General features: G+C 67.9%; 22 protein-coding genes and 1 tRNA gene. 16 read left to right on the forward strand and 7 right to left on the reverse strand.

Features of this window, described 5'->3' with window-relative positions:
- The 3 genes from CU044_RS09295 to CU044_RS09305 form a co-directional block, all read left to right on the forward strand.
- Positions 1-198: hypothetical protein (locus CU044_RS09295; protein WP_129768014.1), on the forward strand; the 198-nt coding region annotated here is incomplete at its 5' end.
- A gap of 63 nt (positions 199-261) precedes the next feature.
- A complete protein-coding gene (locus CU044_RS09300) occupies positions 262-1,341 on the forward strand; it encodes an NlpC/P60 family protein (RefSeq protein ID WP_129768015.1) in 1,080 nt (359 codons plus the stop codon).
- A 257-nt stretch (positions 1,342-1,598) separates the two neighbouring features.
- Entirely contained in the window at positions 1,599-2,693 is a 1,095-nt protein-coding gene (locus tag CU044_RS09305; protein ID WP_129768212.1) for a winged helix DNA-binding domain-containing protein, read from the forward strand.
- Positions 2,694-2,788: 95 nt separating this feature from the next.
- Here the strand turns inward: CU044_RS09305 and CU044_RS09310 are convergent, their stop codons facing one another.
- Positions 2,789-3,520: an SDR family NAD(P)-dependent oxidoreductase gene (locus CU044_RS09310; protein WP_129768016.1), complete on the reverse strand. Its 732-nt coding sequence runs from the start codon at positions 3,518-3,520 to the stop codon at positions 2,789-2,791.
- 94 nt (positions 3,521-3,614) lie between these two features.
- Positions 3,615-3,794: a hypothetical protein gene (locus CU044_RS38435; RefSeq protein WP_165371830.1), complete on the reverse strand. Its 180-nt coding sequence runs from the start codon at positions 3,792-3,794 to the stop codon at positions 3,615-3,617.
- Positions 3,795-4,463: 669 nt separating this feature from the next.
- Here CU044_RS38435 and CU044_RS09320 point away from each other — a divergent pair.
- The 9 genes from CU044_RS09320 (at position 4,464) to CU044_RS09360 (ending at position 10,752) form a co-directional block, all read left to right on the forward strand.
- The gene (locus CU044_RS09320; RefSeq protein WP_129768018.1) at positions 4,464-4,673 is read left to right on the forward strand and encodes a hypothetical protein; all 210 of its coding nucleotides are present in this window, start codon (positions 4,464-4,466) and stop codon (positions 4,671-4,673) included.
- Positions 4,657-5,169 (forward strand): DUF6879 family protein, encoded by a 513-nt coding sequence (locus CU044_RS09325; RefSeq protein ID WP_193563916.1) that lies wholly within the window; start codon positions 4,657-4,659, stop codon positions 5,167-5,169. Before CU044_RS09320 ends, CU044_RS09325 begins: the two co-directional genes overlap by 17 nt.
- On the forward strand, positions 5,166-5,999 hold the full coding sequence (locus CU044_RS09330) for a helix-turn-helix transcriptional regulator (RefSeq protein WP_129768019.1): 834 nt from the start codon (positions 5,166-5,168) through the stop codon (positions 5,997-5,999). The genes CU044_RS09325 and CU044_RS09330 overlap by 4 nt, the downstream gene beginning before the upstream one ends.
- Before the next feature lie 492 nt (positions 6,000-6,491).
- Positions 6,492-6,629 carry a hypothetical protein gene (locus CU044_RS38440; RefSeq protein ID WP_165371831.1) on the forward strand — a complete coding sequence of 46 codons (138 nt, stop codon included), beginning with the start codon at positions 6,492-6,494 and terminating at the stop codon, positions 6,627-6,629.
- A 14-nt stretch (positions 6,630-6,643) separates the two neighbouring features.
- Positions 6,644-7,831, forward strand: coding sequence for a cupin domain-containing protein (locus CU044_RS09340; RefSeq protein WP_129768020.1), 1,188 nt, complete (start codon positions 6,644-6,646; stop codon positions 7,829-7,831).
- Positions 7,828-8,733: an aldo/keto reductase gene (locus tag CU044_RS09345; protein ID WP_129768021.1), complete on the forward strand. Its 906-nt coding sequence runs from the start codon at positions 7,828-7,830 to the stop codon at positions 8,731-8,733. The genes CU044_RS09340 and CU044_RS09345 overlap by 4 nt, the downstream gene beginning before the upstream one ends.
- Entirely contained in the window at positions 8,714-9,568 is an 855-nt protein-coding gene (locus tag CU044_RS09350; protein WP_129768022.1) for a hypothetical protein, read from the forward strand. Before CU044_RS09345 ends, CU044_RS09350 begins: the two co-directional genes overlap by 20 nt.
- Positions 9,569-9,607: 39 nt before the next feature.
- On the forward strand, positions 9,608-9,946 hold the full coding sequence (locus tag CU044_RS09355) for a hypothetical protein (RefSeq protein ID WP_129768023.1): 339 nt from the start codon (positions 9,608-9,610) through the stop codon (positions 9,944-9,946).
- 227 nt (positions 9,947-10,173) lie between these two features.
- Entirely contained in the window at positions 10,174-10,752 is a 579-nt protein-coding gene (locus tag CU044_RS09360; protein ID WP_165371832.1) for a tyrosine-type recombinase/integrase, read from the forward strand.
- A gap of 88 nt (positions 10,753-10,840) precedes the next feature.
- On the opposite strand, the gene CU044_RS09370 is transcribed toward CU044_RS09360, so the two are convergent.
- The 4 genes from CU044_RS09370 to sucC form a co-directional block, all read right to left on the reverse strand.
- Positions 10,841-10,928: transfer RNA gene (locus CU044_RS09370), tRNA-Leu, on the reverse strand.
- Between the two features lie 267 nt (positions 10,929-11,195).
- Positions 11,196-12,752 (reverse strand): aldehyde dehydrogenase family protein, encoded by a 1,557-nt coding sequence (locus CU044_RS09375; RefSeq protein ID WP_129768025.1) that lies wholly within the window; start codon positions 12,750-12,752, stop codon positions 11,196-11,198.
- 93 nt (positions 12,753-12,845) lie between these two features.
- The gene (gene sucD / locus CU044_RS09380) at positions 12,846-13,781 is read right to left on the reverse strand and encodes a succinate--CoA ligase subunit alpha (RefSeq protein WP_129768026.1); all 936 of its coding nucleotides are present in this window, start codon (positions 13,779-13,781) and stop codon (positions 12,846-12,848) included.
- Between the two features lie 36 nt (positions 13,782-13,817).
- Complete coding sequence (sucC, locus tag CU044_RS09385) at positions 13,818-14,951, reverse strand: ADP-forming succinate--CoA ligase subunit beta (protein ID WP_129768027.1); 1,134 nt, start codon at positions 14,949-14,951, stop codon at positions 13,818-13,820.
- Between the two features lie 217 nt (positions 14,952-15,168).
- Between sucC and frc the strand changes: the two genes are divergently transcribed.
- The 4 genes from frc to CU044_RS09405 all read left to right on the forward strand — a co-directional run bounded on the left by frc (position 15,169) and on the right by CU044_RS09405 (position 21,604).
- Positions 15,169-16,434, forward strand: coding sequence for a formyl-CoA transferase (gene frc / locus CU044_RS09390; RefSeq protein ID WP_129768028.1), 1,266 nt, complete (start codon positions 15,169-15,171; stop codon positions 16,432-16,434).
- 2 nt (positions 16,435-16,436) lie between these two features.
- A complete protein-coding gene (locus CU044_RS09395; RefSeq protein WP_165371833.1) occupies positions 16,437-18,575 on the forward strand; it encodes an acetate--CoA ligase family protein in 2,139 nt (712 codons plus the stop codon).
- 240 nt (positions 18,576-18,815) lie between these two features.
- The gene (locus tag CU044_RS09400) at positions 18,816-20,204 is read left to right on the forward strand and encodes an OFA family MFS transporter (RefSeq protein WP_129768029.1); all 1,389 of its coding nucleotides are present in this window, start codon (positions 18,816-18,818) and stop codon (positions 20,202-20,204) included.
- Positions 20,204-21,604 (forward strand): OFA family MFS transporter, encoded by a 1,401-nt coding sequence (locus CU044_RS09405; protein ID WP_129768030.1) that lies wholly within the window; start codon positions 20,204-20,206, stop codon positions 21,602-21,604. Before CU044_RS09400 ends, CU044_RS09405 begins: the two co-directional genes overlap by 1 nt.
- Before the next feature lie 109 nt (positions 21,605-21,713).
- On the opposite strand, the gene CU044_RS09410 is transcribed toward CU044_RS09405, so the two are convergent.
- Positions 21,714-22,763 carry a sugar phosphate isomerase/epimerase gene (locus CU044_RS09410; RefSeq protein ID WP_129768031.1) on the reverse strand — a complete coding sequence of 350 codons (1,050 nt, stop codon included), beginning with the start codon at positions 22,761-22,763 and terminating at the stop codon, positions 21,714-21,716.
- Positions 22,764-22,774 lie beyond the last annotated feature (11 nt).

Here is a 22,774-nt window from a genome sequence, read left to right on the forward strand (position 1 = left end):
GAGACGCTGGCCGACGGCGACCGCCGCACCGTCCTCTACCCGCGCCACCACGACGAGGTCGGGGCCATCGCACGCTCCCTGGAACTGCTGCGCCAGCAACTCCAGGAGCAGCGCAGGCGCGAAGGCGCGCCGCCCGCCCTCGCCGACAGCACACCAGGACCACCGGCGCTGTCGCACGCACGGTCTGTGCCGTCCTGACCGCGGGCCTCCCGCTCGGCGCCCCCCTCCGCCTGAACCCCCCACACACGGAGCAGAATCCTCATGAGTGCCAAGTCCAAGCGCGGCCGTCCCGTGCTGCACGGCGTGACCGTACTGGCGCTGCTGGCAGGCAGCGCATATCTCACCGTCGAACTCCGCAAGGACGAACAGGCGAAGCTGCCCGCCGTCCAGGCCATCACCGACATCCCCCACCTGAGGTCGGGGTCCGCCAGGACCGCCGGGGAACAGCACTGGGAGCGGCTGAGGAACCCGGACCGCTCGGTGCTGCGGATCGGCATCGGCGGCATACTCGCCACCTTCACCGACGGCGCCCGTACGGCCACGCTCACCGGTCCCAGCCGTACCTTCGACGAGCCGGCCAACACGTCGTCCCGGGTGGTCACCGAGAACTGGGTGCGGCTGATGCCGGAGGCGTGGGCGAAGGGCGCCGAGAAGGAACAGTGGTTCAAGGACTGGTTCAAGGAGTACTACGGCAGCGAGCGGGACGACCTCTTCGCGATCGCGTTCCAGTACGTCGAGGGCGCGCCGGTCAGGAAGGACGACGAGGACGTCCCGTACGCGGGCGACGCCGACTACGGTCCGCTCGCCCCGGACATCGGCCCGGGCGAGGGCCAGCGCCTCGAAGAGTCCGACTTCTACGACTACTTGGGCATCCCGTACACCTTCCGCGACGGCACCACCAAGCAGCCGCAGCCCGCGCGCTACCGCGCGATCGACTGCTCGGGCTTCATCCGGACCGTGTTCGGCTACCGGGGCCGCTATCCGCTGGCGGCGGCCGACGGCACCGGCGACGGACTGCCGCGCACCGCCAACGGCATGGCGCGCTCCGCGGTGGGCGTGGACATCATCAACTTGTCGGGCCCCGCGCCGCGTTACGAGCGCCCGGAGTCCATCAGCGAGCTCCAACCCGGCGACCTGGTCTTCTTCAAGACCGACGCGCGGACGGCATCCCGCCTGGACCACACCGGCATATACCTGGGCCCGGACACCGACGGGAACCAGATGTTCCTGTCGAGCAGGAAGGAGGTGAACGGTCCGACGATGGGCGACGAGGGAGGCACCTCCCGCCTGGACGGGCACGGCTATTACGCGAGCGCGCTCCGCAGCGCGAAACGCCTCTGATCCGGCGGGCGTTCCAGGGCTGGAGTGGTGGACAAACGGTGGCCGGTCACCGGCGAGGCCCGGCCCCCGCACCTTCGCCGAACAGCCGGGCGGAACCTCCCCGCAGTACAGGACACACCCTGTCCGCTACCTCTGCCATGGTGGTATTCGAGCCCTTCGGGAGGCATCGCCCCTGGTCCCCTGGGTCGCGGGCACCGGACACGTACAGAAACGGAAGGAAACGGGTCACCGTGCGCATGCGGAAGCCGGGACGGACCATGACGGTGCTCGACGCGCGTGCCCTCAACCGCGCCACCCTCGCCCGCCAGCACCTGCTCAAGCGCGGCGACACATCCGTGGCGGAGGCGGTGGCCCACCTGTGCGGCCTCCAGGCGCAGGAGCCTCAGGAACCCTTCACCGGGCTGTGGTCCCGTCTGTCCGACTTCAAGCCCGGACAACTGGACGACGCGCTGACCGGCCGCACGGTGGTGCGCACCCACCTGATGCGCCGTACCGTCCACCTCGTCACCGCCGACGACGCGCTCGCCTGGCGAGCCCGCCACGACACCATGCTGCGCGGGCGGGTGCTGGGAACCTACCGGCGCGAACTGGCCGGCATCGACATGGACGAGGTCGCCGCCGCCGGCCGCGCGGTCATGGCCGACCGGCGGCCCCGCACCATGACCGAGCTCGTACAGGCCCTCGAAGACCGCTGGCCCGGCCCACCGCGCCGCGCCCTGGGCGAGCTGCTCATCGCGGCCCTCATCCCCATGGCCCAACTCCCGCCGCGCGGCCTGTGGCACCGGACCGCCGGCGTACGCAACCTGCCGTTGGGCACCTGGCTGGAACGGGACATCGCCCCCCTGCCCGCCGACGACACCGATCCCGTCGGGCAGCAGTTGCTGCGCCGCTATCTCGCCGCCTACGGGCCCGCCGCCACCGCGGACCTCCGTGCCTGGTGCGGCCTCGCCGGCCTTCCCTCCGCCGTCAAAGCCGTCCGGGACGAACTCGTCGTCTTCCGTGACGAACGCGGCCGCGAACTGCTCGACCTGCCGGACGCACCCCGCCCCCACCCGGACACCCCCGCCCCCGTCCGGTTCCTCCCGGCCTTCGACAACGCCATCCTCGGCTACCACGACCGCAGCCGCATCATCGACGCCGCCCACCTCGGTCTCTCCGTCGCGGGCCACCGCACCGTCCTCGTCGACGGACGCGTCACCGCCACCTGGACCACGCGCGACCACCGCCTCCGCATCAGCCCCCTGCGCCCCCTCACGGCCCAGGAACAGGAAGCCGTTCGCGCCGAGGCCCAGGACCTGATCACCTTCCTGGACGAGGACATCGAACACATCCGCCTCGACACCGAGAACTGACGCCCGCCATTCGGCTCGCGCGTGTGGTCTCCGGGTCAGGAAGTCGCCCCGGCCCGGTCGCACCGTTCCGGCGATGCCGCGTCGGGTCTGCGACGTCACCAGGGGGCGGGGCCGCCGGCTTCGAAGAAGCCTCCGGTGGGGCCGTCGGGCCCGATCGTGGCCATACGGATGATGATCTCGGCACCCTCTTCGACGCTCTGGATGCCCAGTTCGCCGAAATCGACGGGGGTGGGCCCGGGGCTGGCGATATCGGAGAAATCGGTTGCGGTGAGCCCGGGGCTGACGGCGTTGATCCGTATGTGGGGGAAGGCGTTGGCGTACTGGACGGTGATCATGTTGACGGCGCTCTTGGAGGAGGCGTAGGTCAGCACGGGCATCTTGTACTCGACACTGGTGGGGTCGGCGTTGCGTGTGAGGGATCCGCCGGTGCTGCTGACGTTGACGATGACGGGGTGGCCGCCGGCCTCCAGGAGAGGCAGGAAGGCGTGGGTGACGCGGACCAGGCCGAACACGTTGGTGGCGTAGACGGTTTCCATGTCGGGGGCGGTGTACTCGCCGGCCAGCTTCCAAGCGCCGGAGATACCCGCGTTGTTGATGAGGACGTCGAGTGTTCCGGCTTCCTCGCGGACCAGTTTCGCGGCGGCCCGCACCGATTCCTCGTCGGTGACGTCGAGTTGTATCGCACGGGCGCCGGTCTGCCGCGCGGCTTCCTGGCCGCGTTCCAGGTCGCGTGCGCCGAGGTAGACGGTGTGCCCGGCCGCGGTCAGCCTGCGGGCGGTCTCCAGGCCGAGCCCGCGGGTGGCTCCGGTGATGAGTGTGGTGGTCATGGCTGGTGGAGGCGCCGGGCCCCGCGCGTTTCGGGGGTCCTCGCGCCTCGGCCTCCTTCCAGAGGTGTGGCGCATGGTCGTGCCATGCCCGTGCTTACGGTGTGCCCAGGGCCCTGAGCCGTTGGCCGCTGTCCTCGTCGGAGGCGGGCATGACCACGAGGAACTGGTCGCGTTCCTGGGCGATGGTGAGGAGTTGTCGAGGAGAGACCTCACCGCGGCGAGCACGCAGCAACGCGGCAAGCTCGCGGCTTTTAGCCCTCTTCGCGCCCTTCATGTCCTCCACGGTGCCAGGTCCACCGCATCGACGGGAGAGTCACGATCTTCCTGGGAAGAAAATGGCCCCCAGGCCGACCCAGGCAGACATACGGGCTTCGTCCTCCGCTATCCGACCTCCGGCGGGGAAGCGGGCATCGACGGCCTGCCCGGTGACGAGGGCGCCTTCCTCGCCTTCCGAACACAAAAGAACTCCCAGCCCGGACGAATCCGTGCTGGGAGTTCTGTGAAGCCGATCACGGCAGTTGTGTGAACTGCCCATGGTGTCCGAGGGGGGACTTGAACTCTCCACTCGGGCACCAGCCCACAACCGATCTGACCTGGGGAAACGCCCGCTGACAGGCTTCATTTCGGCGGGCGCTTCTCCTGTTCTTTCCTGTTCTTTCCTGCTGTTTCAGGCCCTCTCGGGCCCCTGTTGGTCACGCGTTGGTCATGTGACCAACCCTCCTCCGAGGCGTCCGTCCCTGGTCAGGCTTCCCGGACGGCGCCACGGGGCTACGCCCAGTCTGCACGGTCGCGTACGTGACCGCGTACCGGGGTGGGCTGGCGCGGTCGGGGACCTGTTTATGCAAGGACACGCATAGTCGCGTTCACGCATAGACGCGTAGCGCCACCCCCTCTACTGTCGTTGGCCAGGCGCCCAAACGGGGCCAGAGCAAGGGGGTTTGGCATGGCCGAACGTTCGGCACTCACCCGGCTCACGGGCAACGGCAACGGCGAGTGCGGAGAGAAGGACTGTCCGAACGTGTACCGCACGGCTACCGGATCGTTCGTGGTGCAGGGCGACGTGTCCGCTGCCTTCACCCCGCCTGCTGGGGAAGGGCTCGTGGAAATCCCGGAGGCGGTTCTCAGGGAGGCGTTCCGTGCACTTGGATGGTGACGCGTGGAATGACTGCTTCGATTCCATGGAGCGGGAGGCGTGGCGGCTGGAGACGCTGCCCGTCTACACCATGCCCCAGGAAGCGGAGAAGCTGAAGCGCTTTCTCGCCGGGGAGAAGTCGCCGTATGATTACACCTCGGCGTGGATGGACGAGGTCCGGCAATGGGCCTCGGAAGGAAAGAGCGTTGGCCGGGTGCATGTCGTGACGCGCCCGCTTTCGGATTACCTGCGGTTCGAGTTCGAGTATTACTACCGGCATCACGTCAAGGCGGGCGAGGATATCCGTATCCTCGACCTCACCGACCGCGAGAATCCCGGACTGCCGGATCAGGACTTTTGGATGTTCGATGAGTCCAAGGTGGTCCTGATGAATTACCGGGCGGACGGAACACAGATCAATCGGGAACTGCGCGAAGGTGACCCGGAGCCGTACCGACAGTGGAAGCGGATCGCCGTGGCCGAGTCGGTTCCATTCCTGGAGTACGTGATCGGGTGATGTTCGACCCTGAACAGTTGGGGCAGCCAAAACAGGAACTGGCAGCCCTGCTGAAAGAACTGCGCAAGCGAGCCGGCCTCACTGGGGACCGGCTCGCTCGGCGTTGCAACATGTCCCAATCGAAGATCAGCCGGATCGAGAATGGGAAAATCCTGCCGAGCCTGCTCGACCTGGAGAGAATCCTCCGGGCTGTCGTTGCTCCGCCCGAGGTCATCGAAGAGGTGATTGCCCTCGCGAGACTGGCTAACACCGAGTGGCAAGACCTTCGCTCGCTTCGCCGGAGAGGGCTGGAAAAAAAGCAGACCGAGCTTGCCGCGTTGGAATCCTCGTGTACGGAGTTCCGGTTCTTTCTACTGTCCATGATTACTGGCCTGCTGTCCACCCCTGAGTACATCCGGGCCAGCCTCGCCCATTCTCCGGCCGACATCACCAAGACGGTAGCGAGGAAGCTGGAGCGGCAGGAAGTTCTTTACGATACGACGAAGCGGTTCACCTTCATCCTCACCGAGCAGGCCGTCAGGTGGCCACTCCTGCCCCCGGCTGCAATGGCGATGCAGATTGACCGGCTGGCCTCGCTCACTCACTTGTCGAATGTGAGGCTCGGGGTGATCCCGATTGCGGGATATAAGCCTATGGCTCCGATGGATACCTTCACCGTCTATGACAACAGGCTGGCCACCGTGGAGAACACGACCGGTGTCGTGATCCTGAGAGACCCGAGAGACATCGAAATGCATCTGGACTTGTTCTCCACATTGGAGGGCTATGCACTTTTCAATGAGGAAGCAAGGGCTCTTTTGATGTCATGGTCTACTGCCTGCCGTTCATGATCTTTAGTCCATGACGGGAAAGAACTACACAGCTGCCGCTTTCTGGGTCAATGATTTCCTCCATGGCAGCGACCGAGCGAAACGAGAAGCGAGACCGCGACGGCGTGGGCCGGTTGCTCGACTACCGGCAGACGTTCGGCCCTGACGGTGAGGTGCGCTTGTGACCGGGCGTATGACTCTGCGGGTCTCACACGACGGCGGCCGAACGTACGGCCCGGTGCGTGAGGTGCAAGTGGAGCCGCGCAATGCGGTGATCCTCGGTTCGCCGACCAAGTACCCGCCGTGCGGGTGCCCTCGGTGCACGGGCCGCAGCTCGTTGTCCACCAATGCTCTCCGGCCCGTGGCGGTGGAGCCGAAGACGACGTGATGCGCGGCTTGCCGACTGGGCGTTGCGCCACTTCGGCCGGTACGCGGGGCCGCGCTCGCCGCTGTCCCCCTTTGCTTCCTGCCGGATTCCCGGTGGGAGTTCCCCGAGAAGAGAGAGGTAGTCCGATGGTGGAAGAGAACACCGGTTCGGTAGCCCCCGAGGGGGGTGGCCTGCTCGTCGCGAAGCGGAAGATCATGGCCGCGCGCACCCGCGCTGAGCAGGAGTCTGACGTCAGCAGTGGCCGTTCCGACGGCAACGACTGACGGGAGCGCCCACGTTGCTTGATGCAGCCTCGTGGGCGGGGCGTCTGGGCGGGGACACGTTCCTCGCCCAGACGTACCACCGCTCCTACGCGCACTTCCCCGGGGCCGCCGACACGGCGGGCCTGTTCTCCTGGGACGACCTGAACCGGATCATCGCCACGCAACGGCTGGAACCGCCCCGGCTGCGCCTGTCGGTCGACGGCGAGATGGTCCCGCTGCACCGCTATGCGATCCCCACCACGAACCGCCGCGCGGTCACCTGGTCCCGCATCCAGCCGTCCGACTTCCACGCCCAGCTCAGGGACGGGGCGTCGCTGGTCCTCGACGCGGTGGAGAAGAGCCACCCCGCTGTGGGGATGGCTGCGGAGGGGCTTGAGCGCTTCCTCGGGACTTCCGTGCAGGCCAACGTGTACGCCTCGTGGACCGAGCGGGAGGGCTTCGGCCGGCACTGGGATGACCATGATGTCGTCGTGGTCCAGTTGCACGGCTCGAAGCGGTGGCGCCTGTGGGGGACGACCCGTGAGGCGCCCACCTTTCGGGACGTGGAGTCGCCGGAGGAGCCGGAGGGCGACCCGGTGGCTGACCTCGTTCTGTCCCCGGGTGACGTGCTCTACCTGCCGCGCGGTTGGTGGCACGCGGTCACCGCTGACCAGGGGACAGAATCCCTTCACCTCACGTTCGGCATGGTCCCGCACACGGGCGCTGACCTGATGCTCTGGGTCGTGGATCAGCTTCGGGCGTCCCTCGCGCCGCGCAGGGACATTCCACGCTTCGGCTCGTCGGCGGAACAGTCGGACTTCATCGACGCCGTACGCCGTGAGGTGGCCGACATGATGGCGGACCCCCGCCTCGTGGAGCGGTGGGCGGAGTCGATCGACACGACCGACCAGGGCCACGCGATTCCTTCCCTGCCGTACGTGGACGGGCTCCCCGCGCGGAGGGAGATCACCGTCAAGCTCACGACTCCGAGGGGCCGCCTGACGCCGAACCGCGCAGAGGGCACGGTCACCTTCTCGGCGGCCGGTACGGCGTGGGACTTCGCCGAGTCCGCAGCGCCCGCGCTCGGCACGCTGCTCACCAACCAGCCGACCACGCTCGGCGAACTCGCCGACTCCGCCGGACTGGAGGTCAAGGACGTGGCCGAACTGGTCTCCGCCCTCATCGAAGGCCATGCCGTCGCAGTCGTGGGGACCGCGCTGTGACCGCCGCTCTCTCCCTGGGGACATACCGCGTGCGTGCCGTCAGTCAGGCGGCACGCACCGCCCTGGCTGCCGGTAGCCCCTGGGTGGACACGGCACCGAACTACGCCCATGGCCGGGCTCATGAGGAGTTGCGCCCGGTTCTCGGGGAGTACCCGACCGTACGGGTAGCCACGAAGGCGGGGTTCTTCACAGCGGAGCAGGGCCGCACCGCCCTCGCTGAGGGTGTGCTGACCCGGGATGAGACGGCCGGTAGGCACAGCCTTGAACGGGACTTCGTTCGCTGGCAGACGGAGCACTCGTTGGCCGCGCTCGGCCGCGTGGACCTGGTGTTCGTGCATAACCCCGAGCACCACGGGCACGGCCTTGACCGTGCCGCTCTGCACTGGCGTGTGAGGGAAGCCTTCACCGCGCTGGAGGAGTTCGCCCACGCGGGCAGGATCGGCGGGTACGGCGTCGCCACATGGTCGGGCTTGCGCTCCGGAGCGTTCAGTGTTCCCGAGATGCTCGCGCTCGCCCGGCAGGCGGCCGGTTCCGCCGAGCATCACTTCACGGGCTTGCAGATGCCCGTGAGCCTGGTCATGGATGACCCCATCACACAGTCCCTGAACGGCGGTGGGCCGCTCGTGCAGGCGAAGGACGCCGGGCTGATCACGTTCGGCTCCGCTCCCCTGCACGGTGGCGAACTCCTCAATGCCATGACACCCGAACTGGTGAACCTCATCCGCCCCGGCCTGTCGCCCGCAGCCGCTGCCCTGCTGGCTGCTGGCTCGTGCCCTGGCCTAGATGTTGTCCTCACTTCCGCGAGCACCCGCGAACACTGGGACGATGCGGCAAAGGCTCTGGCTGCCCCGCTGACAGCCCAGGAACTGAGGAGGGTGACCGATGAACTCGCCGCTGAATAAGGACGTGCAGACCCTGATGGAGGCCGCCCACGACCGGGCTGCCAAAGCTCTGGGACTGACGTGCTCGGGTCCGCTGGCGTGGGGGTTCCTCGGCGTCACCCTTGGACGGCGGGCGGGTGACCGGTGGCTACGGGTGAGCAGGACGGCGAAGCGCAACGCGGGCAGGAAGCAGGGGGAGGGTGTCCTCGGGGCATCCCTGCTCGTGCCCGACGCTGTCCCGCGCCCGCGCCTGTACGAGGTGCACGACTGGACTGACGGGGAGTGGGCTTTCGAGGCGGAAGTCCTTGACTACGTTACGCAACCCATCGTGTCCCCGGACCGAGCCGACATCGACCACGACCCCGGCTTGCCCGACGAGTGGTGGGCGGACCTTCGCCAAGCCCTTGCCTTGCTCGCTGAAGCGGAGGGGGTGAAGGTCACCGTCCGGGACGGCTGGATCGAACGGGCCTTCCCCCAGTTCCTCGGCGTCCCGGCCCCCGCGAAGGTGGAGCGGGTGACCGGTCACGGTGACCTGCACTGGGGCAACCTCACCGCCGCACCCCTGTGCCTGCTGGACTGGGAGCGATGGGGACGGGTGCCCTTCGGCTACGACGCGGGACTCCTCCACGCCAACAGCCTGCTTGTTCCCGACGTAGCCGCCCGCATCCGCAAGGAGTTCGCGCCGGTCCTCGACACCCCCGCCGGCCGAATCGGGGAACTGGCAGCCCTGGCCGAGATGCTGCAAGCCGTAGCCCGTGGCTGGTACCCCGACCTTGCACCCCACCTCGTGGCCCGTGCAGAGGCGCTCACCGGAGTGCGCCCGCCCGTCCCGGTGCACTCCGAGGTGAGCGCCTGACTGCGCCCCTGTGCGCCTGTCTCAGGCGCTCTCACCGATGTGCCGGTACAAAAGCGCACGGGAGGCAAAGAACCCGCGCTGGATGACCTGTCCGCCACCCTGCGTCAGATGCCACGGGGGCTCTCGGATGAGTACCTGGCGTTCCTCTCCGCCGTTTACGTCCGCGTGGTGGAGGTCGGGCAACGCGCCCCGATCCAGGACCTTGAACAGGTCACGGGAACCAAACAGGCCACCCTCAAAGGGCACCTCCGAGCCGCACGCCAGCGCGGGTTTCTGACCAAGGTCGAGGGCAAGGCCGGGGGCCAGCTCACGGACAAGGCCCACAACATCCTCAAGAGGATTCAACCCGGCGGCACGACCGCCGAGGACGCCCGATAGCAACCGCGAAGGATAAGGGGGAAGTAGCCGGGTGGCCAAACGTGGCAACGGGCTCGGCGGGACTCCAGTGGAGATTCCGCGTACGGGCAGAGCGAACACCTGGGGCGTGCGTACGCCCCTGCACTTCAACAAGGCGACAGGGAAGCGGGAGCGCTACTGGATAGGCAACCGGGCCTGTGACGGGGGGCCTGACCCCCCACTGTCTTCGGGACGCCCCGCTGTGGACCGTGTACGCCGCTACCGGCGTGCGCCGCAGCGAGGCGCTCGGCATGAAGTGGTCCCTCGTGAACTGGGATGCGGGATCCATCGAACTCGGTTGGGTCGTGGTCGAGGAGGGCAACACCTACCGGCTGCGCAAGCTCACCAAGGACGGCGACGACAACGCCGTCATCTACGTGGACCAGTCCGTGATGAACGTCCTGAAGTGGCAGAGGGAACGCCAGAACGCGGAGCGGGAACGGCTCGGCTCCGCGTGGGTGGACAGTGATCTCGTCTTCGCCCGCGACGGCTTCAAGCTGTACCGGAGTGAGGCGGGCGGACCGCAGGACCCCGAGAAGGTTTCGGCACGCTGGCGCACCCTCCGGACGCGCCTGCACCTGCCGGAGGACTTCCGGATTCACGACTGGAGGCACAGCAAGGTCACGAACGACCTGGAGGCCGGGGAGAACCCCGTAGAGGTCTCCGCGAACGTCCGGCACCATTCGCCGGGCTACACCATGGCCCGGTACGGGCACTCACGTAAGGACGGAGCGCGGCGGCTGGCCGCTTCCGGAGCGGGCCGACTCGGCCTGTCATCCCTGGTCTGACCTGGGGATTCGCCCGGCTGTTGGTCACGTGGTTGGTCACGCCACAGCCCGAGAAACAGAAAAACCCCAGATCAACTGGGGTCTCTGCTGGTGTCCGAGGGGGGACTTGAACCCCCACGCCCGATAAAGGGCACTAGCACCTCAAGCTAGCGCGTCTGCCATTCCGCCACCCGGACGAGTGGTCTCACCGCAGTGTGTATCCGCGGCGACAAGGACAACGATACCAGGGGATCGAGGTGGCTCTCACCCGTATATCCGGTGGTCAGGGCTCCGTGGCCGGCCACCCTCCGGAGCCTCGGACCCCCTGCGCGGGGTGCCCCGAGGGGGTCTGTACGGAACGTCGCCAACCCGGCACGGACCGTCGCCACGACGGGGAACCGAGCGAGGAGGGGGTGCCGAGCGCTCCCCGCCGGGGGGACCGGGAGCGCTCGGCACCGTAGGGGTTATGGCATCAGGTGGTAGTCCGGGAAGTTGCCCGGCGGGCGCTCTCCCGAGGGGCCGTCCGTCACCGCTCGTACGAGCAGCTCACCGCCGACGAACGCGCCGCGCCAGGAGTGGCCGAAGCCGCCGAAGAGCTCGTCGCGGTCCCCGCGGGAGCGGGGTTTGCCGTGGCCGGTCTTGAAAGCGCGGATCTGCGGGAAGAGCCGCGCGTAGGTGGCCGGGTCGTCGGTGGAGAGGGTCGCGACGAGGGCGCCGTTCGAGGCGTTCATCGCGGCCAGCAGTTCCGCCTCCGTGTCGACCAGGACGATGGTGTCGACCGGGCCGAAGGGTTCCGCGTGGTGCAGCGGCGAGGACGGGGGCGGGTTGAGCAGTGTGACGGGCGGGAGATAGGCGCTGGTGTCCTGGCCGGGCAGGAACAGTCCTTCTTCCAGTGCTCCCTGGTGCAGCGGGACGGCGCCGCGGCTGATCGCCTCGGACACCTGGTCGTTCAGTTCCTTGGCCTTGGCCGCGTTGATGAGCGGTCCGAAGTCCAGTTCCGGGAGCGGGTCGCCGGGGCGCTCGACCGCAAGAGGGTGACCCAGGCGGATGGAGCGTACGGCGGGAAGATACGCGGCCAGGAAGTCCGCGAAGAGCGAGCGCTGGACCACGAAGCGCGGGTACGCCGTGCAGCGCTGCTTGCCGTAGTCGAAGAGTTTGGGGATGACTCCGGTCAGTGAGGGCCAGTCGCTGAAGTTCCAGATGCCCCAGGTGTTCAGGCCCTCCTGTTCGAGGATATGCCGTTTGCCCAGGTCAGCGACTGCGGTGGCGATCCTGGCGCCGGTGTCGCGGCCTCCGACGAAGGAGACGCAGCCGATCTCGGGCGCGCGCACGAGCGCCTCGGAGAGTTCGCCGCCGCTGCCGCTGACCAGCGTGAGGGGGATGCCCTCGCGGACGGCGAGCGCGCAGGCCAGGGTCAGACAGGCCACTCCCCCGTCGGTCGGCGCCTTGGCGATCACCGCGTTGCCGGCCAGGGCCTGCACCAGCATCGCGTGGATCAGGACGGACATCGGATAGTTCCAGCTGGCGATGTTGGAGACGGGGCCCGCCAGCGGGGTCCTGTCCGCCAGCATCGGTTCGACACCGTCCACGTACCAGCGCACACCGTCGATCGCGCGATCGACGTCGGCCTGGGCGAGCCGCCACGGCTTGCCGATCTCCCAGACGAGGAGGAGGGCGAGCAGTTCACGGTGTTCGGTGAGCGCGTCGAGCGTGGCCGTCACACGGGCCTTGCGCTCGGCCAGCGGGACATCGCGCCAGGCGCGGTGGGCGTCCAGGCAGGCGCGCACCGCCTGCTGGGCGGTTTCGGAGTCGAGTCGGGGCGGGCCCGCGATGGGGCTGCCGTCGACCGGGCTGGTGGCGGGCACCGCACGGCCGTCGGACTGCCAGGCGGCGGCCCAGAGGTTGCGCACACGGTCGTCCTCGAACGCCTCGGGGGCCACCGCGAGGCAGCGCGCCCAGGCGTCCGACCAGGCTGTGCCCGGCTTGAGTATCAGGTGGGGTGTGGTGAGGGTGGGTGCCATTGAGGGTCTCCGCTCTAGAGGGGCGGGAGTTGCATGGCTCGGCTCTCGTCCGAAGTGAATCGTGAACCGGATGGGGGGAGGCACACACTCCCTTCAATTATGAGCGACGTCACGTGACGTCGCGAGGTGGTCGAGCACCAGCCGCGCGGTCTCCGAGGGGGTCGAGCCGACCCGCACGCCGACCGCCTCCAATGCCTTCTTCTTGGCCTCCGCGGTGCCGGAGGAACCGGAGACGATCGCGCCGGCGTGTCCCATCGTCTTGCCTTCCGGCGCGGTGAATCCGGCGATGTAGCCGATGACCGGCTTGGTGACGCGCTCGGCTATGTAGGCCGCCGCGCGTTCCTCCGCGTCGCCGCCGATCTCCCCGATGAGAACGATCAGTTCTGTGTCCGGGTCGTTCTCGAAGGCGGCGAGGCAGTCGATATGGGTGGTGCCCACGACGGGGTCGCCGCCGATGCCGACCGCAGAGGAGAAGCCGGTCTCCCGCAGCTCGTACATGAGCTGGTAGGTCAGGGTGCCGGACTTGGAGACGAGTCCGATCCGGCCGGGCTCGGCGGCGATGTCCGCCGGGATGATGCCGGCGTTGGACTGCCCGGGGCTGATCAGTCCGGGACAGTTGGGGCCGACGATCCTGGTGCCGCGCTCCCTGGCGTACGCCTGGAAGGCGACGGCGTCATGGACGGGGATGCCCTCGGTGATCACGACGGCGAGCCCGATCCCGGCGTCCACGGCCTCGATGACCGCGGCCTTGGCGAACGGCGGCGGTACGAAGACGACGGTGACGTCCGCGCCCGTCGCCGCCATGCCCTCGCCCACCGAGCCGAAGACGGGGACGACCCGGGGTGCGCCTCCCCGGCCCTCGGGACCGTCGGAGACGTCGAACTCGACGGTGCGGCCCGCCTTGCGCGGGTTGACGCCGCCGACGATGTCGGTCCCGGCGGCGAGCATCCGCCGGGTGTGTTTCATGCCCTCGCCGCCGGTCATGCCCTGGACGAGGACCTTGCTCTCCTTGGTCAGGAAGATCGCCATGGTCTGTCGCTCCCTTGTCCGGCGTCTGTCCGACGCCTATCCGACATTCGCCAGTACGGCGGCCTGCCGGGCCGCCCCGTCCATGGTGGTGACCTGTTCCACGAGTGGATGCGCGCGGTCCGCGAGGATCGCGCGGCCACGGGCCGCGTTGTTGCCGTCGAGGCGCACCACGAGCGGCTTGGTCAGCCGCACGGAGTCCAGGGCCTGGACGATGCCCTCGGCGACGGCGTCGCAGGCCGTGATGCCGCCGAAGACGTTCACGAACACGGACGTGACCGCCGGGTCGGAGAGGATGACGGACAGGCCGTCCGCCATCACCTGGGCGGACGCCCCTCCCCCGATGTCGAGGAAGTTGGCGGGGCGCGCGCCGCAGCCGGCGACCACGTCGAGGGTGGACATGACGAGGCCGGCGCCGTTGCCGATGACGCCCACCTCGCCGTCGAGCTTCACGTAGTTGAGCCCCTTGGCCGCCGCGGTGGCTTCCAGCGGGTCGGCGTGTTCGTCGCTCTCACGGTCGCCCCAACGCGATTGGCGGAAGCGAGCGTTGTCGTCAAGTGTGATTTTGCCGTCGAGGGCGAGAATCAGCCCATCTTCGGTACGGACCAATGGGTTGACTTCGACCAGAAGGGCGTCCTCCCGGACCATCACCCGCCACAGAGCCTGGAGTACGGGGACGGTCTCGGGCGGTAGCTGAGCGGCCTTCGCGATCTCCGCCGCCTTTGCTTCCGTGACCCCTTCCGCGGGGTCCACGGGGATCCGCGCAACCGCCTCCGGGCGGCTGTGCGCGATCTCCTCGATCTCCATGCCGCCCTCGGCCGAGGCGATCGCGAGGAAGGTGCCCGCTGCCCGGTCGAGGACGTAGGAGACGTAGAACTCCGATGCGATATGCACTGGTTGAGCGAGCATCACCTTCCTGACGACGTGGCCCTTGATGGTCATGCCAAGGATCTGACGGGCTGTCAATTCGGCTGCCGCCGGGTCGATCGCGAGCTTCACTCCGCCCGCTTTGCCCCGGCCTCCGGTCTTCACCTGGGCCTTGACGACCACCCGGCCACCGAGCCGTTCCGCGGCGAACCGGGCCTCCCTCGCCAGCTCCACCACTTCGGCCTCCGGCACCGCGATGCCATGGTCCGCGAAGAGTTCCCTTGCTTGGTGCTCGTACAGATCCATGCCGGCTCCCTTTTTGACGAAAGTGCCGCACGCCCCCTGGACACCATCCACTGGATGCGGGATAACAAGCTTCATACAGTATTCGTCGACTGTATGCAATGTACCGAGAGGGCGACAGCCCTCCCCTATGCGAAGGGACAGGGGCCTCCTCATGCCGACCGAAGCGCACGCCCCCGTACCCATGGACCAGACCAGGTACAAGAAGAGGAGCCCCTCCATGCCCCAGGCTCTTGAGACCCCTCGGACCACCGCGTCGGCCAAGGCACTGTCCGGCGTACGGGTACTGGACATGACGCATGTTCAGTCCGGCCCCTCCGCCACCCAGTTGCTCGGCTGGCTCGGCGCGGACGTGCTGAAGGTCGAGGCTCCGACCGGCGACATCACCCGTAAGCAGCTGCGCGACATCCCCGATGTCGACTCGCTGTACTTCACGATGCTCAACTGCAACAAGCGGTCCGTCACCCTCAACACCAAGACCGGGCGCGGCAAGGAGATCCTCACCGAGCTGATCCGCCGCTCCGATGTCATGGTGGAGAACTTCGGCCCCGGCGCCGTGGACCGTATGGGGTTCACCTGGGAACGCATCCAGGAGATCAACCCGCGGATCGTCTACGCCTCCATCAAGGGCTTCGGCGAGGGTCCGTACACCAACTTCAAGGCGTACGAGGTCGTCGCGCAGGCCATGGGCGGCTCGATGACCACCACGGGGTTCGAGGACGGGCCCCCGCTCGCCACCGGCGCGCAGATAGGCGACTCGGGCACCGGCATCCACGCCGTCGCCGGCATACTCGCCGCGCTCTTCCAGCGTGAGCACACCGGACGCGGCCAGCGTGTCAATGTCGCGATGCAGCACGCCGTGCTCAACCTCTGCCGCGTCAAGCTCCGCGACCAGCAGCGGCTGGCGCACGGACCGCTCGCGGAGTACCCCAACGAGGACTTCGGCGACGACGTGCCGCGCAGCGGCAACGCGAGCGGCGGCGGACAGCCCGGCTGGGCCGTCAGATGCGCGCCGGGCGGCCCCAACGACTATGTGTATGTGATCGTCCAGCCGGTCGGCTGGCGGCCGGTCACCGAGCTGATGGGCCGGCCCGAGCTGGCGGACGACCCCGAGTGGGCGACCCCGGAGGCCCGGCTGCCCAAGCTCGGCAAGATGTTCCAGCTCATCGAGGAGTGGACGAGCACGATCCCCAAGTGGGAGGTGCTGGAGAAGCTCAACGCCCACAACATCCCGTGCGGACCGATCCTCTCCACCAAGGAGATCATCGAGGACGCCTCCCTGGCGGCCAACGAGATGGTCGTCGAGGTCCCGCACCCCCAGCGCGGCACGTTCACCACGGTCGGCAATCCGCTGAAGCTCTCCGACTCCCCTGTCGACGTGGTCACTTCACCCCTTCTCGGTGAGCACAACGAAGAGGTGTACGTCGGCGAGCTGGGGCTCGACGCCGAGGAACTGCGCCTGCTCAAAACGGACGGAGTCATCTAGCGGTGGACACCACTGAGGAGTGCCAGAAGGCCGTGCGCGCCGTCCTGGACGCCGCGCTGGCCGAGGGACGCACGGCACTGACCGCGCCCGAGGGCAAGACCGTCACCGACGCGTACGCCATCCCCACCCCGGCGGAGGGGCTGGCCGAGTGCGCCGACGAGGCGGTGGCCCTCGCCGACCGGATCGGTTTCCCGGTCGCGCTGAAGATCGTCTCGCCGCAGATCACGCACAAGACGGAGGCGGGCGGCGTACGGACCGGTCTGCGCTCGACGGCGGAGGTACGCGGGGCGTTCACCGGGATCGTCTCCAACGCGCGGGCGTACGACCCGCAGGCGCGGATCCTCGGCGTACAGGTGCAGCAGATGGTTCCGTCCGGCACCGAAGTGCTCGTCGGGACGGTCACCGACCCGACCTTCGGTCCGATCGTGGCGTTCGGTCTCGGCGGCATCCTGGTGGAGGTCCTCAAGGACGTCACGTTCCGGCTCGCGCCGGCGTCCAGGGACGAGGCGCTGTCGATGCTCGACGGGATCCGCGCGGCGGAGATCCTGCGCGGGGTGCGCGGCGGCGCGGCCGTGGACCGGGACGCGCTCGCCGATCTGGTGGTCAGGGTGTCGCGGCTCGCGGCCGACTTCCCGGAGATCGCGGAGGTCGACCTCAACCCGGTGTTCGCCTCGGCGAGCGGGGTGATGGCGGCGGACGTGCGGATCCTGCTCGCGGACGAGGCACCGGTCAGGCGTCGTACGTACACCCGCGAGGAGATCCTCGTCTCGATGCGCCGGCTGATGAAGCCCGCCTCGGTGACGGTGATCGGGGCCTCGGGCGAGCCGGGCAAGATCGGCAACTCGGTCATGCGGAACCTGATCGACGGGGGATTTACGGGAGAGATCCATCCGGTGAACCCCAAGGCCGATGACATACTCGGCCGTAAGGCATACAAGAGCGTGATGGACGTTCCGGGCCAGCCCGATGTGGCGGTCTTCGCGATCCCCGCGGAGTCGGTGCCGGCGGCCCTGGAAGAGGCCGGCCGCCGGGGCATCCCGAACGCCGTCCTGATCCCCTCCGGCTTCGCCGAGACCGGCGAGCACGAACTCCAGGCGCGGATCGTGGCGATCGGCGAGGAGTACGGCGTACGGCTGCTGGGGCCGAACATCTACGGCTACTACTCCACCTGGCACGATCTCTGCGCCACCTTCTGCACCCCGTACGACGTTCGCGGCGGCGTGGCGCTGACCTCACAGTCCGGCGGCATCGGGATGGCCATCCTCGGCTTCGCCAGGAGCACCAGGACGGGTGTCTCGGCGATCGTCGGCCTCGGCAACAAGTCGGACCTCGACGAGGACGATCTGCTGACCTGGTTCGGCGAGGACCCGAACACCGAGTGTGTCGCCATGCACCTGGAGGACCTGAAGGACGGCCGGGCCTTCGTGGCGGCGGCGCGCGCGACCGTGCCGAAGAAGCCGGTCGTGGTCCTCAAGGCCGGGCGTACGGCGGCCGGTGCCAGGGCGGCGGGCTCGCACACCGGCGCGCTCGCCGGTGACGACGCCGTGTACGACGATGTGCTGCGGCAGGCGGGTGTCATCCGGGCGCCGGGCCTGAACGAGATGCTGGAGTACGCGCGGGCGCTGCCCGTGCTCCCCACTCCGCTGGGCGACAACGTCGTCATCATCACCGGCGCGGGCGGCTCGGGCGTACTGCTCTCCGACGCCGTCGTCGACAACGGCATGCGGCTGATGGAGATCCCGCCGGATCTGGACAAGGCGTTCCGCGCGTACATCCCGCCCTTCGGCGCGGCGGGCAACCCGGTGGACATCACCGGGGGCGAGCCGCCGGCCACGTACGAGGCGACGATCAGGCTCGGCCTTCAGGACCCGCGGATCCACGCGCTGGTGCTGGGCTACTGGCACACGATCGTCACCCCGCCGATGGCCTTCGCTGAACTAACGGCCCGGGTGGTCGCGGAGTTCCGGGCGAAGGGCGTCCACAAGCCGGTGGTGGCGTCCCTCGCGGGCGACATCGAGGTCGAGGAAGCGTGTCAGTACCTCTTCGAGCGCGGAGTGGTGGCCTATCCGTACACCACCGAGAAGCCGGTCGCGGCGCTCGGCGCGAAGTACACCTGGGCACGGGCGGCGGGGCTGCTGTGACCCACTCACCAGACTTCCACCGGCGGGTCCGCGGGTCGCACCCCGGACATCACACCGCCGTGTGGACCCGAGCGGCGGGGCAGTTGACCGCAGCTCACCCGAAATTAGTGACGCATCGTCAGAATGATGCGGAGTTAACCCCGTTGGGAGGAAGTCGATGACCTGACCAAGTCGGGTGGCGCGAAAGTTTGGACAGGGGGCGCTGGCCAGTTCTTTCGATGCAAGGGGTGTCTACACCGCATGACAACCACTCAAGTCTCCAGCACTGTCGCCTTCAAGGAGGTGACGGACGGCAACGGCCGTGTGTACCGGATCGGCGAGACCGACCGGAGCATCATGGGCCGTCCGCGATGGACGATGGTCCTCTTCCCGTGGATCGGGATGATGGGCATCAGTTCGTCGGAGTACGCGTTCACCTCGGCGGAGGACACTCTGCACGAGGCCCATCTATGGAGCAGCGGGCACATATTCTGGCTGATGGGCGTCTGGATATTCTTCCAGGCGGCCGTGGCCTTCCCCGCGGGGCAGCTCCGTGAGAGCGGCAAGCTGCCCGCCCGGTACGCCATGATGCTCGGCGCGCTGGGTACTCTCCTCGGCTATATCTCACTGGCCTACGCGCCGCATGTGATCGTGGCGTACATCGGCTTCGGCATGTTCAGCGGCATCGGCGCGGGTCTCGTCTATGCCACCTGTGTGAACATGGTCGGCAAGTGGTATCCGGAGCGCAAGGGAGGCAAGACCGGCCTCGTCAACGGCGGTTTCGCCTACGGCTCGGTGCCCTTCGTCTTCCTCTTCACCTCGTACATGGACCTGAGCAACTACCAGACGGTGCTCGTGGCCGTCGGTGTCGTCTGCTGTGTCGTGGTCGCGGTCGCGGGCTGGTTCTTCAAGGACCCGCCGAAGTACTGGTGGCCCACCGGCGCCGACCCGCTGAAGACGTCCGAGGACCCGAGGATCCGCCGCGCTCTGGAGAAGAACCCGCCTGCGGTGAAGCAGTACACACCGAGGGAAGCGGCACGTACACCCGTGCTGTGGATGATGTGGTTCTGCCTGCTCTGCACGGCCGGCATCAACATCTTCGGAATCGCGTTCCAGGTGCCCTTCGGCAAGGACATGGGGTTCGCGGGCGGGATCGTGGCCACCGCGATGTCGCTGAAGGCGATCGTGAACGGTACGGGACGCGGTGTCATCGGCTGGATCTCCGACCGGTACGGACGCCGTAACACCCTGATCTTCGTCTGCCTGGTCCTGGGCAGCGCGCAGTTCGGAGTGCTCGTCTCCGGCTCCATGGGCAGTATGCCGTTCTTCCTCTTCTGCTCGATGGTCTCCGGCTTCGGCGGCGGCGCGATCTTCCCGCTGTTCGCGGCGATGACGGCGGACTACTTCGGGGAGAACAACAACGCTTCCAACTACGGAATGGTCTACAGCTCCAAGCTCATCTCCGGACTGGTCGGATCCGGCATGGGAGCCGTCGTGGTGGCCGCCTGGGACTACGAGGGCGCGTTCATCATCGCCGGCAGTATCGGACTTCTCTCAGCGATCCTGGCCCTCTTCCTCAAGGCGCCAGGAAGGCCGGACAGCAAGAAAATCGAACCAAACCCGAACCCGATTGGCCGTGAAATCGCTTAATGTCAGCAGAACCTCTTTCCGGTAGGTCCGCGTCGGCTACGGCCGGCGCGGGCTACCGCGAGATCACAGACGAACGTGGCCGTATCTACCGCATCGGCGAGACCGACCGACAGATACTGGGTCACTCCCGAAAGTTCATGGTGTACCTGCCATGGGCGGCCATGATGGCCATCAGCGTCTTCGAGTACGCCTTCGGTTCGGCCGAAAGCGTCCTCTCGGCGGCGCATGGCTGGTCCCAGAGCAACACCTTCTGGATCCTCAGTATCTGGGTGTTCTTCCAGGCGGGTGTCGCTTTCCCGGCAGGCTGGCTGCGGGAGAAGGGGATTCTGACAGCGCGCGCCGCCACGCTGATCGGCGCCGTTCTCTCCTTCGTGGGATTCCTCTCCATCTCACACTTCAACAACGTGTCGGCCGCGGTCCTCGGATTCGGACTGCTCGGCGGTGTCGGTTCCGGTCTCGTCTACGCCACCTGCATCAATATGGTGGGCAAGTGGTTCCCGGAACGTCGTGGTGGAAAGACGGGCTTCGTCAACGGCGGATTCGCCTATGGCGCGGTGCCCTTCATCTTCATCTTCAACTACGCGTTCAACATCGGTAACTACCGGACGGTGCTGGACCTGATCGGGGTCTACGTCCTGGTCATCGTCGCCGTCTGCGCCCTGTTCTTCCGGGATCCCCCCAAGAACTGGTGGCCGGCGGACATCGATCCGCTGAAGATCCCGGCGGGCAGCAAGAACGCGACGACCCTGGCCAAGAACCCTCCGGCGGCCAAGCAGTACCGGCCCATGGAGGCCATCAGGACGGGCATGCTCCCGCTGATCTGGGTGCTGCTGGTGATCACCGCCGGTGTGTCCATCTTCGGTATCTCCTTCCAGGTGCCGTTCGCCAAGGACGTCGGGTTCGGACCGCTCGTCGCCGCCTCCTCGGCCGGTGTGCTGTCGGTCGTCAACGGCGTCGGGCGAGGAGTCGTCGGCTGGCTCTCCGATCTCTGGGGCCGCAAGAACACACTGATCTTCGTGATCACGGTGCTGGGGCTGTCGCAGTTCGGCGTCCTGTGGGCGGGCAGCACGAAGAACGAGATCCTGTTCCTGGTGTTCGCCTTCATCTCCGGCTTCGGCGGCGGAGCGTTCTTCCCGCTGTTCGCGGCGCTCACGCCGGACTACTTCGGGGAGAACTACAACGCCACCAACTACGGTCTCGCCTACAGCGGCAAACTGATCAGCGGGCTGTTCGGCGGCGGGCTCGGGGCGATGGCGGTCAACTCGTGGGGATACAACGGCGCGTACATCCTCGCCGGCGGACTCTCCCTCGTGGCGGCGGCCATGGCCATGCTGTTGCGGAACCCCGGACAACCGCGGGACGGGAGTGTTCCCCCCGTTCCGCAGCCTGCCGGGGGATGACCCAGCACGGACGGGCGGCCCTCCCCACGGCTCATCACGAGCCGTGGGGAGGGCCGCCTCCGTGTGGTCACACCGCCGTGCCGTCACACCGGCGGACGTTCCCTGTGGACTACCGGCGCTCGCGCAGCGAGTGCAGGTGCGCCGCCGACTTCTTGGCGAAGAGGATGGAGTCCACCGGCTGGTCGTGCTCCACCTGCCAGTGGTGGTCACGGCGGCCGCCGCGGGTCTTGTTCACCGCCGATATGAAGCGCGTGTAGTCGATGTCGCCGTCACCGACGTCCACCATCCGGTAGCCGTCGCGGGCGGCGATGTCCTCGATGCCGTCCTTCACATGGAAGAGCGGGTACCGGTGGGGCTGCTTGAGGACGTACCGCAGCGGGTCGAAGGGCGCGGGCTTGCCCTCGGGGGTCTTGCTGAAGCGGAACTGCCCGGCGAACGCCCAGTAGATGTCCATCTCCAGATAGACCAGGCTGGGGTCGGTCTCGGCCAGCAGGACATCGTAGAGCCGGACGTTGGGCTGGTCGGTGGCGAAGGAGAACTCCTCCGCGTGGTTGTGCTGGTAGAACTTCATGCCGCGCCGCTTGGCCGCGGCGCCATAGGCGTTGAAGTCCGCGGCGGCCCGCTTCCAGGCGTCCACGGTCGATCCGTAGCGGAACGGGCCCGAGGCCGTGCCGACGTGGTCAAGGCCCAGTTCCTGGGCGTCGTCCAGGACCTGGGTGAGGTTCTGCGCGAAGCTGTAGGCGTTGGGGTTGTTGTCATCGTAGTAGTTGACATGGCTGCCGATGCCCTTGAGACCGTGGTCCCTGGCCAGCCGCTTGAGCTGGGGCAGGGTGATCGCGCCCGCGGACCCCTGGGTGTATCCGGCGTACTCGATCTCGTCGTAGCCGAAGCGCTCCAGCTCCTCGAAGACCTTGGCGAAGCCGATCGTGGAGACCTTGTCACGCAGTGAGTAGAGCTGGACACCGAGCCGGCCGGCGGGCAGCACGGGCTGGCCGTGTCCATGGCCGTGGCCGTTGCCGTGTCCCTTCCCGTGGGCGGCGGCGGGGGTCGCCGAGGCGCCGAGAACGGCGGCGGCGGTCGCACCCGCGGCGACGCCGAGCATATTGCGTCGGCTCAGCTTCTGGGCGAGCTCTGGGTCGGCTGACTTCTTGCGGCTCATTGCGGAACTCC

Origin of the sequence: Streptomyces sp. L-9-10, assembly GCF_004151105.1 — a bacterium.
In the GTDB taxonomy this organism is placed as follows: Bacteria; Actinomycetota; Actinomycetes; order Streptomycetales; family Streptomycetaceae; genus Streptomyces.

Bases quoted from the DNA above. Each gene is read 5' to 3' on its own strand.
- CU044_RS09320 (WP_129768018.1), top strand. From the start codon at position 4,464: ATGGCCGAACGTTCGGCACTCACCCGGCTCACGGGCAACGGCAACGGC.
- CU044_RS09310 (WP_129768016.1), bottom strand. From the start codon at position 3,520: ATGACCACCACACTCATCACCGGAGCCACCCGCGGGCTCGGCCTGGAG.
- CU044_RS09410 (WP_129768031.1), bottom strand. From the start codon at position 22,763: ATGAGCCGCAAGAAGTCAGCCGACCCAGAGCTCGCCCAGAAGCTGAGC.
- CU044_RS09350 (WP_129768022.1), top strand. From the start codon at position 8,714: ATGAACTCGCCGCTGAATAAGGACGTGCAGACCCTGATGGAGGCCGCC.
- CU044_RS09375 (WP_129768025.1), bottom strand. From the start codon at position 12,752: ATGGCACCCACCCTCACCACACCCCACCTGATACTCAAGCCGGGCACA.
- sucD (WP_129768026.1), bottom strand. From the start codon at position 13,781: ATGGCGATCTTCCTGACCAAGGAGAGCAAGGTCCTCGTCCAGGGCATG.
- frc (WP_129768028.1), top strand. From the start codon at position 15,169: ATGCCCCAGGCTCTTGAGACCCCTCGGACCACCGCGTCGGCCAAGGCA.
- CU044_RS09405 (WP_129768030.1), top strand. From the start codon at position 20,204: ATGTCAGCAGAACCTCTTTCCGGTAGGTCCGCGTCGGCTACGGCCGGC.
- CU044_RS09305 (WP_129768212.1), top strand. From the start codon at position 1,599: ATGACGGTGCTCGACGCGCGTGCCCTCAACCGCGCCACCCTCGCCCGC.
- CU044_RS09300 (WP_129768015.1), top strand. From the start codon at position 262: ATGAGTGCCAAGTCCAAGCGCGGCCGTCCCGTGCTGCACGGCGTGACC.
- sucC (WP_129768027.1), bottom strand. From the start codon at position 14,951: ATGGATCTGTACGAGCACCAAGCAAGGGAACTCTTCGCGGACCATGGC.
- CU044_RS09400 (WP_129768029.1), top strand. From the start codon at position 18,816: ATGACAACCACTCAAGTCTCCAGCACTGTCGCCTTCAAGGAGGTGACG.
- CU044_RS38440 (WP_165371831.1), top strand. From the start codon at position 6,492: ATGGTGGAAGAGAACACCGGTTCGGTAGCCCCCGAGGGGGGTGGCCTG.
- CU044_RS38435 (WP_165371830.1), bottom strand. From the start codon at position 3,794: ATGAAGGGCGCGAAGAGGGCTAAAAGCCGCGAGCTTGCCGCGTTGCTG.